Source organism: Anoxybacteroides tepidamans, from assembly GCF_014201465.1.
Classification (GTDB): domain Bacteria; phylum Bacillota; class Bacilli; order Bacillales; family Anoxybacillaceae; genus Anoxybacteroides; species Anoxybacteroides tepidamans.
The window spans coordinates 1-15,739 of record NZ_JACHEP010000004.1; the positions used below are offsets into that span (position 1 = coordinate 1).

The window sequence follows — 15,739 nt, forward strand, 5'->3', positions numbered from 1 at the left end:
AAGAAGAAATCATGCAGAAAAAGGTATTAAGATGGTCACCTGTAGCGAATACGATCCGCAACAATGTCAATTTAGTAGCTGAACTGAATCCGTCTGAAAATCGCTAGTATCCCGTCTTTCATAACACCTAAATCCGTGGTGAAATTCTGTTTAATACGTTAAAAACTCCGTCAAAGCGGGAAATTTTATTATTTCGTCTTTTCACCTAATTAGGTGAAAAGACGAAATAGAGAAAAATATTAATATGTTGCCCTTTTTGAATGACGAAAAACAAAATATACAGGTTCAGGGAAATATAATTGTGCACAAAATGATATCAGATATAAGAATAATACAATAATAAAAAATTATTTGCAACCATTAGTCTAAGTAAACAAATATAAATTATTTGTATTTTCAAAGGAGGTTGGCATAAACAGTGACAAATCAATCACCTATTATAAGTGTAAATAAGATAACGAAAACCTTTTTCAATCGGGGACAGCCTCAAAAGATTTTGGATCAAATATCCTTTGATGTACAAAGGGGAGAACTTATTTCAATACTTGGAAAAAGTGGATGTGGAAAAAGTACATTATTAAATTTAATTGGTGGTTTTGACCTAGAAAAAGAAGGAGAAATTTTACTAGATGGGCAAGTAGTGAATCAACCAAGTAGGCGCTGTGTCATGTTGATGCAAAATTATGGACTTCTGCCATGGCGTTCTGTTTTAAAAAATGTTGAACTTCCCTTAGAAAACACGGGTATGAGCAAAAAGGAAATTAGGGAAAGGGCCAAGTATTATTTGCACATGGTAGGTCTGGGTGATAAATTAGATGCTTTTCCTAAAGAACTTTCAGGTGGTATGCAGCAAAGGGTGGCCATCGCGAGAGCTTTTGTCATTCAGCCGGAGGTTATTTTAATGGATGAGCCATTTGCCGCTCTTGATGCGTTTACTCGCTACTATTTGCAAGATGAATTGATTAAAATTCAAGAAAAAGAGAATACTACCATTCTTCTTGTCACACATGATATTGATGAAGCTATTTATTTGTCTAATAGAATTTTTATGTTGAGCGCAAATCCAGGAAGAATTTATCAAGAATTAAAGATTCCTAGTTCAAGACCACGAGATCGAAGTAGTTTACAATTTCAAAAATATAGAGAAATTATTTTTAGAAATTTCCATTTTAACCATCCAATAGCACCAATTGAACTAAATGTGTAAAACTTAATATTAGAGGATATATATTAAGGGGGCGGTAAATTTGGGAAATAGAAAAAAGAACTTGCTTGCATGCTTAATCTTAATCTCCCTCGTGTTCATTCTTTCTGCTTGCGGAACTGGAGGGGCAAAATCAACAGGCAGCGAGCGGGAAAAGCCTACAATTAAAATTGGATACTTACCTATTACCCATGCAGTACCACTTTTTTATATGGAAGAAGAAGAATTTGAAAATTTCAACTTAGAATTAGTGAAATTTGGGTCGTGGCCAGAGCTTATGGACGCTTTAAACACAGGTCAAATTAATGGAGCTTCGGTATTAATTTCGCTTGCAATGTATGCTAAAGAACAAGGGATTGATTTAAAGGCTGTCGCATTAAGTCATCGTGATGGCAATGTACTTGTCGTTGCGAATAACATTACAAGTGTCCAAGATTTAAAAGGTAAAAACTTTGCTGTTCCTCACAAATATTCCACGCATAACGTTTTACTTTATCAAATGTTAAAAAAGGCTGGAATGAAATATGAAGACGTGAAGGTCATTGAACTTCCTCCTACGGAAATGCCGGCTGCATTAGCAGAAGGAAGAATTTCAGGATATGTTGTAGCAGAACCATTTGGAGCTTTATCTGTTTCTTTAGGAAAAGGAAAGGTACTTTATCAAGATAAAGAAATTTGGCCAAATTCAGTTGATTGTGCCCTTGTATTGAGAAATGATTGGATTGAAAGTGATCGTGAATTAGCACAAAAATTTGTCAATGAATTTGTAAAAGCTGGAGAAGAAGCTGAGAAAAAAGATGATCATATATATGAATTGACGTCTAAATATTTTAATGTAGAAAAGGATGTACTTAATTTATCGTTAAAGTGGATAGAGTATGATAATCTAAAAATTGATGAAGAAGCCTATGAAAAATTAAGAGAAAGCTTAATTGAAATGAAACTTTCTAAAAATCCACCGACGTATAAAGAATTTGTTGATCATTCATTAATAGATGGAGCGAAGTGATTAAGATGAAAAATTTAAAGAATGTATTGATAGGTTTCACTCTTTTAATCGTTATATGGCAGTTGATAATAATAGTTGGCAATTACGAGGAAGCGCTCCTCCCTTCACCGCTTAAAGTCGGAGAGGCCGTTTTAAGCATTATCTTAAATGGTACTTTCTTTGTTCATTTACAAGTAAGCTTCATGCGCTTTTTTATCGGATATTTATCATCGGTAGTTATTGCCGTTATTCTAGGTCTAATTTTAGGAAGACTGGCAAGGTTATGGGCGATTATTGACCCAATCGTTCAAGTTATACGACCGGTTTCTCCTATTGCTTGGTCCCCATTCATTGTTCTTTGGTTTGGGATTGGGGATATTCCAGCTATCGTTATTATCTTTATCGCTTCCTTTTTTCCGGTATTACTCTCAACGGTTTCCGCTGTCCGAAAAATAGACAAAACATATTTAAGAGTAGCACAGAATTTTGAAATAAAACAGCCGCAGTTAATGTGGAAAATCATTTTCCCTGCTTCCTTTTCTTATATTGCGAATGGTCTTCATATTGCGCTAGGGGCAGCTTGGATTTTCCTTGTAGCCGGTGAAATGGTCGGGGCACAATCAGGGCTTGGTTTTTTGATTGTAGATGCCAGAAACTCATTAAGACTAGATATAGTAATAGCAGGTATTATTTTTATCGGAATTTGTGGCCTGATTCTTGATAAAGGAATTAAACTTTTTGAAAGATGGGTCGAGAAACATTGGGGAGGGTTAGAGAGCTCTGCAAATTAAGAAAATCAATGAAAGTCTACTATACAGAAATTTATCAAAGATTTTGACTTGGTGCCTGTATCACTCTATTGTTATCTGAATTTACAGAAAATTTTGTATAATAAAAGAGAGGAGAGTTTGTCACACTTGAAAGTGGCTGACTCTCTTTTCTCTTTCGTAACCTTATTAAGAGCAGCGTGCCTGTCACGCCTCAAAGGTATTTCCATTTACAAGTCAGGTTGGGGAATTGTTAGTGAATCGGTATGTGCTCATAAGCCATTATTGAATGATAGAAAAAGGTATATATTCAAACAAGCTTGTGATTAATGCTCACCACTCGAACTTAGCCGATTAGCTAACTTTGCGCTTAGCGTCACTTCAATCGGTTTCCTTTTGAGAAACTCAATCCATTCAGCTTGTTTCAGTTCGTCTAATGCTTTTCGAATCACATACTCTGTTTTTTCCGTAATTCGAATTAGTTCTTTTTTTGTCATTCCTTTACCTTTAATTCCAAAAATATAATTTTGTCCAAGGATAAAAATAATATTCTCTTTCATTTCATCCCTTATATTGAGTTCTTTCACTAAAGAAAACAACATTTTCATTCTTTGTTCTTTTTCTGATAGGTCCGCTAAAATGTCGTTTTGTGCCTTATGAATAATCTGGAAAAACGTTTCGCAGAAAAAAGTCAGCTCCCCTTTGTTACGTGGATTATTTGCTTCAGAAAACGCATCATAATACATTTGTTTCAATTTATTAGTGGAATAAGAAAGAGTTAGAGCGGTTAAAAAATCTAACTCATTTGCTAGATACATGCTACTTATATAACGAGCTGTTCGTCCATTCCCATCATAAAAGGGATGAATGTAGCCAAAGTAATAATGCGAAACTGCAATTCTGTATAACATTGGCGATGGATGTTCATTTAGGAAGTTGATCAGCTGTCGCAGCTTCGTCTTAATTGATTCCTCTGGATAAGCGCCTCGATGGATGGCTTTATTGGTGGTAGTTACCACATCGACAGGCTGTTTTCTAAACAGCTCCCCATCTAGCTCGTTTTCCTTTTTAATTTCTTCTTGAACTAAGTGATCATAAATTTCTCGAATATCTTCAATCTTTTCTAATGTTGTTTTTGTTTCGGATAACAGGTTAAAATAGGACTTCATTAAACTAAGATGTCTGATATTCTTTTTTTTGCTGGATTCTTTCCGAACAACAATTTCTATAACGGTTTCCATTTCTTCTTTTGTACTATGGATGCCTTCGATTTCATTCGTACTTAGTAGTTCATCGATTAACTTTGCCTGAATATATTGCTGAATGGCAATGCGAGGAAGACGATGTACAATCGATTGAATCAGTTTACTTTGTTTCATAATTTGCTCATGCAGCAAGTCTAACTCTTGGTGATTTACATAAAAGCATTCAAATTCTTCATTGCTCTTATAAGGCCTAATATGAAACGGGAGCTTAACCGTTCCGTAACTGTTAAAGCGTTTTTCAAATTCGCTAAGATAGTTTTTTTGATCTTTATAATATAATTTTGAAAGTAATTCATACATAAAAGATCACCTCCGTCACAATTATTACCAATAATATAACATCATATTATAAAAAGCACGTTGATTTTTAAATTTGTATGTAATTTTTTTGGTTATATTATAAAAAAATATAGATTTTTTTAAAAATGTTTTTGTTAAAATACTTATCCCCCTGATATTTGGATAGGTGTCATCGTCTGAAAAGAGCGATCGTTTTCCGTTACTAATCAAAGATGATTTATCCGTTCAAGTTCACCCAAATGATGAATATGCCTGTACATATGAAAATGGGGAGTTAGGCAAGATGGAGTGCTGGTATGTCATTGATTGTGAGAAGGATGCGGGGGTTATTTTTGGTCATAACGCGAACACACAAAGAAGATTATCGAAACTCAAAGGAATATGAGCAATCCCTAGCGAAACAATCAATGGGCGCTTTTGGGGTTTTTTAGGAAGGAATTGCAATGGATAAGTATGTGGAAACATACAAATTTTCAGGAAAAATGGGTTGGTGAGGCTAAGGTAAAAAGCGTGTCATTCAAGGGGGCGCCTGCCGATCTCATAAACTTTTTAAGGGCTGAATAGTTACGGTTTTATGTCGAGATTTGTAGAAACAGAGAGTCTCGTTCTCTTTTTTGTTTCTTTATGGGATATCCTCTTTCCTCGCGAAATTTGTCGAAAAATTAAGATTGAGTGATAAAAATGTCTAATATTACAATTATATGGGATCTATGTTCTTTTTTGAGATGAAGAAAATGCTGTTTGTCGCACAGGAACTGTTTAGTGATTGAATTACACGTACCCACAAATATCTCCGGCAAAAACTCTATTTTTGCTCTGCAATTAAAGATGCATTTTTGCTCTACATCTCATTTATCCAGCAAATGTGATACGTCTACACACAATACGACAAATAACAAAGATGAGAATTTTTGTTGCGATTTCAGGCGTGTTGATTAGCCAATAAAAACTAGTTGACATCGCTCTATTCCTAGCTTTTCTGCCGTAGTCGGCAAGCGGTTCGCTTGCCGACTGGGAGTATTAGCATGCCCTCCTCGAACAATGAACGCTTTGCGGGCAAATGACATTTGCTCGCCGGCGTTCTTGTTCGAGGGAAGAGGCAGAAAAGCTTGTGTTCAGCCATATGATTCTATGTTTTTTAGTAAAATAATGGATAATCAACACTCGTGTTGTGATTTAATGTCATATGCCTAAACGTGAGGAATTTTCGTTAGGAGGGATTATCAAATGAAATTTTCGCTTAGGCTGAAGTTTGTTTTATTATTGGTGATTGTTGTGATACTTCCGCTCGCGGCAGTTGGGTTTTTCAATGTAAAATCCATTACAGACGGAATGTATCGATTGACGGTGGCGGATTTAGACTACATGACAAAAATTAAAGCACAAGAGATTTCTCAATGGTTGCAGGATGGTGTGATGACTGAAGAGGAAGAAAAAAGGATTCGCAAAGCTGTTGAAGAAGTCGCTCAGGAATACTATAAGCCGAACGGTATGAAAGGCTATGCGTATATTGTCGATGAAACAGGAACTGTCCGTATCCATCCGAACATAGAAGGACAAAGTTTAGCGAAAGAGCCATTTATGCAGCAAATGTTACGCGAAAAAACAGGATATGTCGAGTACGTGTGGGAAAACGAATTAAAAGTTGCCAGTTTTCGTGAGTTGCCTAACGGCTGGATTTTAGCGATCGGCAGCTATTACGACGATATTATGAAACCGGCATATGAAGTTCGAAAACAAGTAATCATGTTTGTTATTGCCGCTATGTTGTTGGCTTTAGTTATAGGGATGACTTGGTCCTATCGTTTAACCGGGGTTATTCAGCGCATAATAAAAGTCATGAATCGAGTAAAAGATGGAGATTTGACTGTTTCGATTGCGGTGAATCGTGCCGATGAAATTGGGCAGTTGGGACAAATATTTAACAAGATGGTTGAACGTTTATGTGAAGTGATTGATTCATTAAATCGGACTTCTCAGCAATTGGCTATTTCCTCCGAACAGTTTTTTGAAGCATCAACACAAAATATGAAAGCGAGCGAACAAATTGCCGCTTCTGCCGAAAATATCGCATTCGGCTCAAAGGAGCAAGTAAATGAGCTGAACTATATGTTGGAACTCGCTGATCTCGCGGATCAGGAGACGAAGCGAATTTTCAGCCGAGTTAAAGCGGTTGGTGAACTGGAAGACCGGTCGCAACAAGAGGCCGTTCAAGGTAAAAAAGCAGTTGAAGAAGTTGCGCAACAAATGCAAGATATGGTGCAAAAAATCGAAAATACCGCTAAAGCTGTTCAACAGTTAAGCAGCCAATCACAACAAATAGGAAAAATTGTTACATTTATTGAACAAATTAGTGAACAGACTAACTTGCTTGCTCTTAACGCAGCTATTGAGGCGGCGAGAGCCGGTGAACATGGGCGCAGCTTTGCGGTTGTTGCTGAAGAAGTACGAATGCTTGCGGAGCAGGCAGGGCAAGCGACAAAAGAAATTTCGGAGTTTATAAAGCAATTGCGTCATGATATGCGAGAAGTAGCAGAACAGATGAAGCAAAGTGCTGATGTAGTGAAAAAGTCAGAAAATATTGGGAATAAAGCGCAGCAGGCATTTACAGAAATCGTTGCTTCTGTTTCAGAAGTCCATCGTCAATTGCAGAAGGTAGTTCAAGGAACGGGGGAGATTGTCGGCTATACAGAAAATTTAGTGAAGCAATCTAAGTTCGTTTCGCAAGTATCTGAACATGTTTTAAAGGATACGGAAGGCGTAGCCGCAGCTTGTGAAGAGCAAATGGCGATGACGCAGCAAATCAATTCGGCAGCCAAAAGCTTGGCGAAGTTAGCGAAAGAGTTAGAAATGCAGGCAAAAAGTTTTATTACTGTTTCGGCTTGATCCTCTGTGCTTTTGCATTCATTGTCTCGCTTTTGGAATGAAAAAGGATAGGTATGTCGGCTTAAAGGAATCAGAGTGGCATAGCTCTGCTTCCTTTTATTTTTCTTTTAACTCATTTCGCGCGCTGAATCGAAATTGTAAAACGCTTTAATTCAGCGAAAAGAGCTTTTTTAGTATGAGAGGCGCTGCCTGTTTATCCAGAAGCGAGCGGGTGATAGGTGGAGGCGAACGAAAATGGTGTAAACAGTAAAAAATATTAACAAATAGACCCCTTGACGATAGTTAAAAATGCCGATTAAAATATGTGTAATAAATAATTACGTTATATGTAAGAAAATATAACATAAATTTCACACGATATATCACGGCAACGGTACGCTTTATGGGGGTGCGAACATGATAAAGTTAATTCGCTTATCAACGTATAATCAAGTCAAACATCAATTATTAAGGCTTGCTGTCGGGGATTTTAGCATGACATCGTCCGTTTCAGACGTCAATCTTTCTTTGTTTGCTACTTTGAAACGAACAATTCGCAGCTTAAAAACATTAGTCCGGATCGTTGACCGATCATCAAGGGAACTTCATAAAAAAATGGAAGAAGTTAGCTCTCATTCAATGATCGTTGCGGAGCAGGTTGATGGAATTACATCAACTATTAGTGAAATTGCAACAGGTGTGCAAGATTCTGCTGAATATGTTCAACATATGGCGGAACGAATGGCGGAGATTCATCGCTATTTGGAGGAAGTGAGAGATAGCAACAGTACTATCGTGCATTCTTCATTGCACTTTATGGATGGAGTGTCGTCTGGGAAACAGGAAATTTCCTCCGCTATGGAGCAAATGCGTCTCATATCCGATGAAAGTGCGATGTTGCATGAGAAGATGACTAAACTTGATCAAGCACTTGCAAAAATTGTTGACATTACTCACTTCATTGAAGAAATTTCTGACCAAACTCAGCTATTAGCATTGAATGCGAATATTGAAGCAGCCCGTGCAGGAGAACAAGGAAAAGGATTTTCCGTCGTCGCCCAAGAAATATCAAAGCTGGCGCTGCAAACAAAACAAGCAACAGTTAACATCGATGAGCAAGTATTGTCGGTTACTAATAATGCAAAAGATTTAAGAGAACTCATTGATAAGATGCAACAAACGGTTGGCGTGAGCGCCAATACGATGCAATCAGCTGTGAATAAGTACGAAGCGATGGAATCATTTCTGTCCAATACGATAACAAAAATGAAGGAAGTGGACGAACGATTGAATTCGATCACAGCAAGCACTTCATCGATTACTGATTCGGTCAATCATACGTCTGCAATGATCCAGCAAGTAGCTGCCGGGAGTGAAGAAGTATTAGCTTCTGCAGAAGTTCAGCAGCAAAATATTATGAAAATTAACGAGTCCATTCAAATAGCAACGCTTAATAGCCTTTCTTTGCGGTCTGTTGTATCGCAATTCAAATTGCCTTCAGCAAAGGAGTTGCATCCGTTACAAAAGGAGATCGATCAATGGGTAGAATGCGCTCTTGGAGTTCGCGCCATCATGGTTTCGATGATTGACTGCCGGGATATGGAAAAAATTAAGTTTTGGCATAAGAAAAAGGAAGCACAAGAACGGCAGCTGGAAATGTGTTTTCAACAGCTTGAGCGAAATATTAGAAGCGAACGGGATCATCATTATTTTAAAGAATTACGGGCTGCTTGGCAGGAGTTTGACATGGTCAAAAACCAAAACGCAAAATGGATGCTTGAAGGGGAATATGAGAAAGCGAGAGAAGCGTTGGTCAATCGCGGGCGGGAACGTTTCAAACGGGCGGTTGATTTAGCTAATGAATGGATGGAAATGGAGTGAAGCGTTTTATCTAGACTTTAAATAAGGAGTATAAAAATGGAAATTTGTTTTTTCTCTTTATTTCATCGGCAAATGATAAAACAGGAAAGAGAATTATTACGGCTGTTCCATGAATTATCAGAAACAAAAAACGGGCTTCATAACCAAATTATTGCCAATCAAAAATTAGTTGAAAGCATTGTCATATCATTAAACAATGCACTCGAAGCAAAAGATCCGTACACTTTAGGACACTCGCAACGCGTTAGCCGCTTAGCGGCAGCAACAGCAAAACGAATGGGATTGTCTTCGCGGGAGTGCGAACAAATTCGCTTGGCAGGCCTATTTCATGATATCGGGAAAATCGGCATTAGAGATTCGATTTTGCTGAAAAACGGCCCGTTATCACAAGAAGAATTTGAAGAAATTAAAATGCATCCTATCTATTCTGTCAAAATTTTAGAGCCTGTCGATCCGTTTGAAAAAGTGTTGAAAAGCGTGCTGCACCATCATGAAAACTGGGATGGAACCGGTTATCCAGCAGGATTGAAGGGGGAAGATATTCCTCTTGGTGCAAGCATTATTCATGTAGTCGACTCTTTTGACGCCATGACATCGAGCCGCTGTTACCGTTCTCCGCTGAGCCAGACGGCTGCCATTAAAGAGCTGCAAGAGAAAAGTGGGCAATTGTATCATCCTGATGTGGTCAAATACTTTATAAAACTATATCAAGCATGTCAGAAATGAAGAATCGCTTTTTATTACGGGCCGTATCTCTTTTTAATATTTTACCGATTTGAAAGGGGTGTAAAAAAATGAGAAGGTTTTTTGCTCCTGCTTTATTTGTCATGAACCGTTTAACGTATTCGCGAAAATTGATTTTAATTGGCTTGTTGTTTACGATTCCGATGGTAGTTATGATGTATATGCTTATTGCAGAAATGAATAAAGAAATCGATTTTGCTGAAAAAGAACAAATCGGCGTAAAATACGTTAAGTCTGTAAAAGGATTTTTAGCAGACGTTCAAAAACATCGAGGAATGGCAAATACGTTTTTAATGGGGGATGAATCTTTCAAAGAAAGGATGATTGCCCAGCAATCCCAAATTGAAAAGCAAATTGAACGCATAGATCAACTCGATCAACAATACGGTTCAACGTTAAAAACGACTAACCGATGGAATTCATTGAAGAAACAATGGAAATATTTAAAGGATAATGTATTCTATCTCACTGCTGAAACGAGTTTTGCTGTACATACAGAAATTGCGCAAAATACATTGTCCCTCGTTACTCATATCGCCAACACTTCCAATCTAATATTAGACCCCGAATTAGACAGCTATTACGTTATGGACTCCATTACTGACAAACTTCCGTTACTAGCAGAACATCTTGGAAAAGCAAGAGCGATCGGAGCAGGTGCTGCAGCAAGGAAAACGTTGCTCGATAGCGAGAAAGAGAGTTTAACTGAATTATCTATCCAAATAAAAGCCGCGTTTAAAGACGCTAATGATGGAATCGCGGTTGCCATTAGCAAAAATGCTAGCATTGAAACAATGGTAAAACGAGATTTAAAGAATTTTAACGACAATGTGAACCGATTTTTAGAAATATTAAATACGCGCCTTATTAGCTCTAAAAACATTAATGTCGACCCTTCTTATTATTTTTCAGAAGCAACAAAAACGATAGACGCCGCTTTTCGATTATATGATACTGAAGCCCGTGTTTTAGATAAGTTGCTGCAGCAACGAGTAGATGATTACTCTGGAAAAAAGCAGCTAAGCTTGGCGATCGTGTTTATAGTGGCTGTAGTGCTTTTGTATCTTTTTATTGCGCTATATTTGTCAGTAATAAACGCCGTTTCCAGATTGGAATATTCTGCAATGCTTTTGGAAAACGGCGATTTAACAATTCGAGTCCATCTCTCCACAAAAGATGAGTTAAAACGAATAGGAAACTCTTTTAACAAAATGGCTGAATCGTTTCGAAACATGGTGGCGGCAAATATTCAGCTAGCGCAGCAAATAGCGGCATCATCTACAGAATTAGCGGAGGTTGCTGATCAGTCTGCACGGGTGATGGAGCAAATTGCGACGATGAATCAAGAAGTAGCTAGCGGAGCGGATCATCAGAAGCGAAACGCGGCAGAAAGCGTCAGCGAGATGGAAGAGATGATTGAAAATATTAAGGGAATTTCTGAATCTTCCAAAGAAATGTTTAATTTAGCAAGCAAAATGCTTCAGCAGGCGGAACGAGGAAATGAAACGATGCAGATCGGGGTACATCATATTCATAAGCTAAGCCGCTCTGCCAATGACGTTTATTTTGCGATCGAGCAATTGAAGGAACGATCACAAGAAATCGGTAAAATAGCTACAATGATTACTACGCTCTCCTCACAAACGAACATCCTTGCTTTGAACGCGGCTATCGAAGCAGCACGGGCCGGCGAACATGGGAAGGGATTTGCTGTCGTGGCTGAAGAAGTGAAGCATCTTGCTGAACAATCGAGGGAGGCGGCGACCCAGATTTACGACATGATCGAAGAAGTACAATCCTCTGTGTCCAATGCAGCAACAGTAATGAATACAAGCATGCAAGAATTAGAAACAGGAACTCGTACAATTCAAGAAGCGGGCGAGGCATTCAAAACGATTTTGTATGCTAGCCGCAATGTAACCGATCTCATTCAGAAAGTTTCTGAAGCATCTGTACAGTTGTCGGCCGGTACAGAGGAAGTAACTGCTTCTATAGAGAGAATGGCTCAAATCGCCAACACATCAGCATCGATTGCTCAACACGTGGCAGCAGCTTCAGAAGAGCAATTAGGGTCAACGGAAGAGCTTTCAACATCGATTCATTCTTTAAGTGAAATGGCCCAGCAGTTACAGGCACTTGCAGCTCGATTTAAAGTATTTTGATTCGTGCTTATGTATAGGGCTCGGTGCCTGTCACGCCCCGAAGTTTGTCGAAGATTGATAGAGACAGAGAGTCATAGCTTGGCTTTCTGTTTCTTTGCGTTGGTGCCTGTTTTGTTCTAAAAAATCCCTCTGAACATGCAGGAGTCTGGCTATTTTTGTCGAAGAAATATAAGATGGGACGAGCGAGGCGGATATGGGTGCCGCATTTGTTTTACCATATTGTGTGCCGTGGAAACCGGCGTGATTCGCTGTTTAAAGAAGCGAATGATTTCTGCGCGTTTTTGCATATCCTCGAACAGCTTCATGAAAAAATACCTTTTGAAATCGCTGCGTATTGCTTCATGACGAATCATTTCCATTTGCAGCTCCGTTCGCAACAGGAATCCATTTCTAAAGTGATGGCACTTATCAATAAACGATACGCCAACTATTACAATACACGTTGCGGTTTAACCGGGCATGTGTTTGAAAAGCGTTACTTCAGTAAAATCATTGACGATGATACAGGCATGTTGGAAGTAAGACGCTATTTCCACCTCATTACCTTCATTTATGAACATCGACGCACTCCTTCATTACTTTTCCGAAACGATTGTTGAGAAAAAGAAAAAAATATGTGCAGTTTGTAAAAGCAGATGTTGTGCCGAACTACATCATCAGCGATATTGTATATGTAGCCCAAAACAAATCAAAGCATATCGCCATCGCGTATCAGGACCGATTTACGATCGCATCGATTTATTGTTATCGTTAGAAGCGGTTGATTTGATTCAGACGTCGAAACAAGTAGAGTGTTCGGAAACGATTCGCAGTCGGGTGGAAGCAGCGCGTTTCAAGCAATACGAGCGGTATGGGGAAGAAATAACAAACGGTCGTGTGGCAATTGACGCACTGCTTGCGAAAAGTCCGCTGACGAAAGGTCAGCGACTGCTTCAGCATTGGTCGGCTACATACGACTGGAGCAATCGTGTTCAAACAAAAATCATTCGCCTCGCCCGAACAATTGCCGACCTAGCAGAAACTGACGACATCACAGATGAAGCATTATGGAAGGCGATGGCGTTTCGGAGAATAAGAGAAGGACGTCAAGAAAAAAATGCGAAGGGGGAACGTTGATTGGAGAGCGGTGCCAGAGAGAATCGGGAGAAGTTTGTTTCTTTCAATGCCTGTGCACTCCTCGAAATTTGTTTTTCTCTTTGTCTGCGTTTTTTATTTGGCAATAGAGGGCTAGTGCCTCTATTTTGCTCAGCCAAAAGGATTGAAAAAACATGAGGAAGTGGTTAAAATACCGTTTTTTAAGGAAAAAATACGTTTGAAAAGGAACTTTTTAATCATTTTTCGTATAAAATAATCATACATTCCGCTTTTTGAGGAAAATATATAGAAAATCCATTCATTCTTATCTTATAATTTATGATAGATGGAGGTGAAATGTATGGTAAATACGAACAAAATTGTAGGTCAGAATGTCAAAAAATATATAGAAAGTAAAGGGATTAAACATTCATGGGTGATGGAACGCACTGGTATTAAGAAGACCGCTTATTATAATTTCTTAAATGGTGAAGGAAATGTGGAGGAGTATGTCGCAAAAATCAATAAGCTATTCCGTATTAAAGATCCGTTCTTTTTTTACAAGGAAGATATGGAATTTAAAGAAAAAACGTTTGACCGTAATAGGTCTGATTCCTTTATGAATTATGTGGCACTTTCGTTTCACGGTACAGTGGACGAAGAATTAAAAAAAGGTATGCATCTTTTTAGAGAATTTGTTGAACTGATCGATGTTTTAAAATCAGTCACAAATTCGGAAAATCCAAGGGGGGAGTCCATTGATTACAAAAGATAATCTTGAAATGATTGTAGAGCATAACAAAACACATTTGCCGAAAATTAGAAAAGCCATAGACCGTATTTACTCCCTCGGAGATCCCCTTGCTCATGTAAAGCCGCTTGATTTTATAAAAACCTATCTTTACGAGCATGCAAATGTATTGCAGTTTCCGATTCAAAATCCTGACTATGGTGGGCTTGTATATTACTATAACGGTGATTATTATGTCCATATTAATACCGCACAGCCGAGAATATATGAAAATTTCATGTGGGCGCACGAGTTTTATCATTTCTTTTTTGACAGAGATAAAATTAAAAACCCTGACCAAAATTTTATCATGATTGATCATATTTATGATGAAAAGGAGAGGCTTCCTAATCTCTTCTCCTCCGAATTTTTAATTAATGACTTTGTGTTAGAAAGAAGCTTTCAATTTTTAGAAACTGCTCACATGAAACAATCTCTTCCGGGAAAAATTATGCGATTAATCAGTATCTTCCAGATCCCGTATAAAGCGTTAGTTGTGAAACTGGTCCAAAACAAATTGATCACAATTAATGAAGCGAAAAGTGCATTGGACTATGATTATAGAAATCGTATTCCTCATGATGTAGACAAATCATTTTTTGAGCCTAGTTATACGATAAACATCAGCGGGTTTGATGAATGGTATGAAAAAGCGAAAGGATTGATGTATGAGGAGGATCTTGAATCGATTAAAAAATCTTTTGATAAGCTATATGAACAAGTGTTGGCGTCAGTGCGTGATCAAAGGGGGACTAAAGGATGAAGGTCCTCGATTCTCCTGTTTTAGAATCGGTTCGTCCGTTCATTTCAGATAATACGGAGCAATTGTACCAGTCGCTAAACGAACACCAAGCATTTTATATGTTAGATAATATGATTTTAACGAAATTAAGAAAACAACTATCAAATTTGCCGCGTTTGTTGCAGGCCTTTAATCAGTCTCCGATTTTTCTTATTCCGGATGTAGTATTAGAAGAGTCTTGTAGGAATATACTCACAAAGGAACGGTATCATGATTATTACTTTGAGCTTTTCAAACAATTATCGGCGAAGAAACATGTATACGTTATATCGATGGAAACTATTTATCAATTATTGGAAAAAGGAATAGCGAAAAAGCAGTACATATTTGATGCGATGAAACAACTAGCTTTGGAAGCTTTCAGAGTAAATAGAGATATTATTAACAATTTGGAACGATGTGAATTGTCCTCTTTGTTGGATCTTCCGAAATTGAGACAAATCATTTGGCATAACGGAAATAATGCAGGAGAGCGCTTTATTTGCTTTTTCTCATTATTGCTTGTTCATCAGTACTACGGTCCTGCCTATATATGTAGTGATGACGGCAAAGGTGTATATACGATGTATAGTACTTTCGTAAATAACGAAAGTTTGTTTCGGATAGTAGGTGTCGATGATTTTTTGGTGTTTAAAGAGCAATACATCCTGCTATCTTATGACTGTATTCTACAGTTATCCATTAAGAATACGGGATTAAGTTCAAAAGAAATCTATGATTTCGTGCAAAGCAGCGGTCGAAACGAGTCAAGGAAGGTCGTTTATTCGTTGGAAGGACAGTCATTCCATACAGAAATTAAAAATGCAAATTTAGCAAAATGGATAGAAGAAGGGAAAATAGAGATTTCCTTTTAGGGATGCGTGACTGTCACCACCTGAAGATTGTCGAGATTTGTAG

At 38.0% G+C, this 15,739-nt stretch carries 12 protein-coding genes and 2 pseudogenes; 13 read left to right on the plus strand and 1 reads right to left on the minus strand.

Translation table 11 applies throughout. The features are described 5' to 3' along the window. Positions 1 to 418: 418 nt before the first annotated feature. From HNQ34_RS06000 to HNQ34_RS06010, 3 genes are read left to right on the plus strand one after another with little or no spacing between them, the layout of a single operon-like run. Positions 419 to 1,207: an ABC transporter ATP-binding protein gene (locus tag HNQ34_RS06000; protein WP_183252605.1), complete on the plus strand. Its 789-nt coding sequence runs from the start codon at positions 419 to 421 to the stop codon at positions 1,205 to 1,207. Between the two features lie 40 nt (positions 1,208 to 1,247). Further along, on the plus strand, positions 1,248 to 2,213 hold the full coding sequence (locus HNQ34_RS06005) for an ABC transporter substrate-binding protein (protein ID WP_183252606.1): 966 nt from the start codon (positions 1,248 to 1,250) through the stop codon (positions 2,211 to 2,213). Between the two features lie 5 nt (positions 2,214 to 2,218). Next, complete coding sequence (locus HNQ34_RS06010) at positions 2,219 to 2,983, plus strand: ABC transporter permease (RefSeq protein WP_221277326.1); 765 nt, start codon at positions 2,219 to 2,221, stop codon at positions 2,981 to 2,983. A 302-nt stretch (positions 2,984 to 3,285) separates the two neighbouring features. Here the strand turns inward: HNQ34_RS06010 and HNQ34_RS06015 are convergent, their stop codons facing one another. Beyond that, positions 3,286 to 4,524 (minus strand): Fic family protein, encoded by a 1,239-nt coding sequence (locus tag HNQ34_RS06015; RefSeq protein WP_183252610.1) that lies wholly within the window; start codon positions 4,522 to 4,524, stop codon positions 3,286 to 3,288. 181 nt (positions 4,525 to 4,705) lie between these two features. Between HNQ34_RS06015 and HNQ34_RS17445 the strand changes: the two are divergent. From HNQ34_RS17445 to HNQ34_RS06060, 10 genes and pseudogenes are all read left to right on the plus strand, one after another. Next, positions 4,706 to 4,888: pseudogene (locus tag HNQ34_RS17445) on the plus strand (mannose-6-phosphate isomerase); the annotation flags it as partial. A gap of 863 nt (positions 4,889 to 5,751) precedes the next feature. Continuing rightward, complete coding sequence (locus tag HNQ34_RS06020) at positions 5,752 to 7,410, plus strand: methyl-accepting chemotaxis protein (protein ID WP_183252612.1); 1,659 nt, start codon at positions 5,752 to 5,754, stop codon at positions 7,408 to 7,410. Between the two features lie 396 nt (positions 7,411 to 7,806). Further along, complete coding sequence (locus HNQ34_RS06025) at positions 7,807 to 9,270, plus strand: methyl-accepting chemotaxis protein (protein WP_183252614.1); 1,464 nt, start codon at positions 7,807 to 7,809, stop codon at positions 9,268 to 9,270. 36 nt (positions 9,271 to 9,306) lie between these two features. Further along, the gene (locus HNQ34_RS06030) at positions 9,307 to 9,996 is read left to right on the plus strand and encodes an HD-GYP domain-containing protein (protein ID WP_183252616.1); all 690 of its coding nucleotides are present in this window, start codon (positions 9,307 to 9,309) and stop codon (positions 9,994 to 9,996) included. Between the two features lie 68 nt (positions 9,997 to 10,064). Next, positions 10,065 to 12,176, plus strand: a complete 2,112-nt coding sequence (locus HNQ34_RS06035) for a methyl-accepting chemotaxis protein (protein WP_183252618.1) — start codon at positions 10,065 to 10,067, stop codon at positions 12,174 to 12,176. 173 nt (positions 12,177 to 12,349) lie between these two features. Beyond that, positions 12,350 to 12,715, plus strand: a pseudogene (locus HNQ34_RS06040) (transposase); the annotation flags it as partial. 13 nt (positions 12,716 to 12,728) lie between these two features. Further along, on the plus strand, positions 12,729 to 13,292 hold the full coding sequence (locus tag HNQ34_RS06045; RefSeq protein ID WP_246363866.1) for a magnesium chelatase subunit ChlI family protein: 564 nt from the start codon (positions 12,729 to 12,731) through the stop codon (positions 13,290 to 13,292). A gap of 319 nt (positions 13,293 to 13,611) precedes the next feature. Further along, positions 13,612 to 14,025 (plus strand): hypothetical protein, encoded by a 414-nt coding sequence (locus HNQ34_RS06050; protein ID WP_183252620.1) that lies wholly within the window; start codon positions 13,612 to 13,614, stop codon positions 14,023 to 14,025. Further along, positions 14,009 to 14,803: an ImmA/IrrE family metallo-endopeptidase gene (locus tag HNQ34_RS06055; protein WP_183252624.1), complete on the plus strand. Its 795-nt coding sequence runs from the start codon at positions 14,009 to 14,011 to the stop codon at positions 14,801 to 14,803. The genes HNQ34_RS06050 and HNQ34_RS06055 overlap by 17 nt, the downstream gene beginning before the upstream one ends. Continuing rightward, a complete protein-coding gene (locus tag HNQ34_RS06060) occupies positions 14,800 to 15,696 on the plus strand; it encodes a hypothetical protein (RefSeq protein WP_183252626.1) in 897 nt (298 codons plus the stop codon). Before HNQ34_RS06055 ends, HNQ34_RS06060 begins: the two co-directional genes overlap by 4 nt. The last annotated feature ends 43 nt before the right edge of the window (positions 15,697 to 15,739 follow it).

Bases quoted from the DNA above. Each gene is read 5' to 3' on its own strand.
- HNQ34_RS06010 (WP_221277326.1), top strand. From the start codon at position 2,219: ATGAAAAATTTAAAGAATGTATTGATAGGTTTCACTCTTTTAATCGTT.
- HNQ34_RS06015 (WP_183252610.1), bottom strand. From the start codon at position 4,524: ATGTATGAATTACTTTCAAAATTATATTATAAAGATCAAAAAAACTAT.
- HNQ34_RS06020 (WP_183252612.1), top strand. From the start codon at position 5,752: ATGAAATTTTCGCTTAGGCTGAAGTTTGTTTTATTATTGGTGATTGTT.
- HNQ34_RS06025 (WP_183252614.1), top strand. From the start codon at position 7,807: ATGATAAAGTTAATTCGCTTATCAACGTATAATCAAGTCAAACATCAA.
- HNQ34_RS06030 (WP_183252616.1), top strand. From the start codon at position 9,307: ATGGAAATTTGTTTTTTCTCTTTATTTCATCGGCAAATGATAAAACAG.
- HNQ34_RS06035 (WP_183252618.1), top strand. From the start codon at position 10,065: ATGAGAAGGTTTTTTGCTCCTGCTTTATTTGTCATGAACCGTTTAACG.
- HNQ34_RS06045 (WP_246363866.1), top strand. From the start codon at position 12,729: ATGAACATCGACGCACTCCTTCATTACTTTTCCGAAACGATTGTTGAG.
- HNQ34_RS06050 (WP_183252620.1), top strand. From the start codon at position 13,612: ATGGTAAATACGAACAAAATTGTAGGTCAGAATGTCAAAAAATATATA.
- HNQ34_RS06060 (WP_183252626.1), top strand. From the start codon at position 14,800: ATGAAGGTCCTCGATTCTCCTGTTTTAGAATCGGTTCGTCCGTTCATT.